A 1,773-nucleotide genomic window follows, 5' to 3' on the forward strand; every position below is an offset into this window, starting at 1 on the left:
GTCACTGCCATGCTGGCCGCCTGCGGGCTGGCCGGTGCGGCCACCACCTGGTCGCCCGACCGCCCCACCGAGGTGCGTATCGGCAGCCTGGTGGTGGGGGACACCAAGTACGACAACGTCGTCATCACCGTAGGCGGGGTGCTGGGTTTCAGCGCCACGGGGCCCAACCGCACCTACGACAGCTTCAACCCGGCCAACGGGCAGGTCACAATCGCCACGCTGACGGCGGGCAGCCAGTCGTTCTATGACGTGGTGGTGACGGTGGGCGGGCTGGTCAGCGTGGGCGGGGGCGGTGCGCTGCCGGCCCTGGTGCCCAACGACCCGCTGTTCAGCCGCCAATGGCACCTCAAGAACACGGGCCAGAGCGGCGCGGGCGGCCCGGCCGCCCTGGCGGGCGAAGACCTGAACATCGGCAAGGCCTGGCAGTTGGCCACTGGCACGGGCGTGCAGATCGCGGTGATCGACGACGGTCTCGACATCTTTCACGAAGACCTGCGCGTGGTGGCCGGCAAGAGCTGGGACTACCGCACCAATGCCTATGGCGACCCATCGTCCTCCACCAGCTCGCACGGCACCAGCTGCGGCGGCCTGGCGGCTGCCATCGGCAACAATAACCTGGGCGTGACGGGCGTGGCCTTCAACGCGCGCCTGGTGGGCTACAACCTGTTGTCGGCCACCACCGGTGCCTTCGGCGCCGACGCGGTGACCAAGGACCTGGCCAGCAACCACATCTACACCAACAGCTACGGCGCGGCCGACAGCAACGGCATGCTGGCCCCGGCCGACGAGCTGTGGCGCGACGCCATCCGCACCGGCATCAGCACCGGGCGCGGCGGCAAGGGCGCCATCTACACCTGGGCCGCCGGCAATGGCGCGCCCGAGGACCGCTCGGACTACGACGGCCAAGCCAACTTCCAGGGCGTGCTGGCCATCGGTGCGCTCAACGACCAGGGCCAGCGCTCCTCCTACTCCGAGCCCGGCTCCAATGTGCTGGTCACTGCCTATGGCGGCGAGTTCTGCGGCACCCAGACGACCACCACCACCGACGTATCGGGCGCGGGCGGCTACAACGACGGCAACAAGCCACAGGACATCACCGGCAGCCCCAACTACACGCGCTGCATGAACGGTACCTCGGCCGCCACGCCGCAGGCGGCCGGCGTGGCCGCGCTTCTGCTGGAGACCAACCCCGCGCTCACCTGGCGTGACGTGCGCGCCATCCTCGCCCGCACCGCGCGCAAGACCGACCCCGCCAACGCCGGCTGGGTCACCAACGGTGGCGGTCTGCACGTGAACCACGAGTACGGCTACGGCGCCATCGACGCGCTGGCCGCCGTGCGCGCAGCCCCGGGCTGGGCCCTGCTGCCCGCACAGAAAACCGCCACCCAGGCCGCCACGCTGGGCAGCCCCCTGGCCATTGCCGACAACGGCGCCGCCGCCACCAGCAGCCTCACCCTGCAGGGCAGCGGCATCGGCAAGCTCGAATTCGTGGACCTGGCCATCACCTCCAACCACACCAACGTGGGCGACCTGGAGATCACGCTCACCAGCCCTGCCGGCACGCGCAGTACGGTATCGGTGGTGCGCGATTGCAAGGACACGGCGGCCAACGCCGTCACCTGCGGCGCCGCACTCGAAGCGGGCTTCACCTTCGGCATCGCGCGCCTGATGGGCGAGGCCGCCGACGGCAACTGGACCCTGTCCGTGCGCGACGGCAGAACCGGCGAGACCGGCAGCGTCTCGGCCTGGAGCATCAAGGCCTATGGCTACTGA

At 70.2% G+C, this 1,773-nt stretch carries 1 protein-coding gene; it reads left to right on the plus strand.

Annotation, left to right across the window (positions count from 1 at the left end; all coding sequences use genetic code 11):
- A partial coding sequence (locus QYL93_RS31790) for a S8 family serine peptidase (RefSeq protein ID WP_305747424.1) occupies window positions 1-1,773 on the plus strand: 1,773 nt, incomplete at its 5' end.

The organism is Acidovorax sp. A1169, assembly GCF_030704685.1.
Classification (GTDB): Bacteria; Pseudomonadota; Gammaproteobacteria; order Burkholderiales; family Burkholderiaceae_C; genus Acidovorax.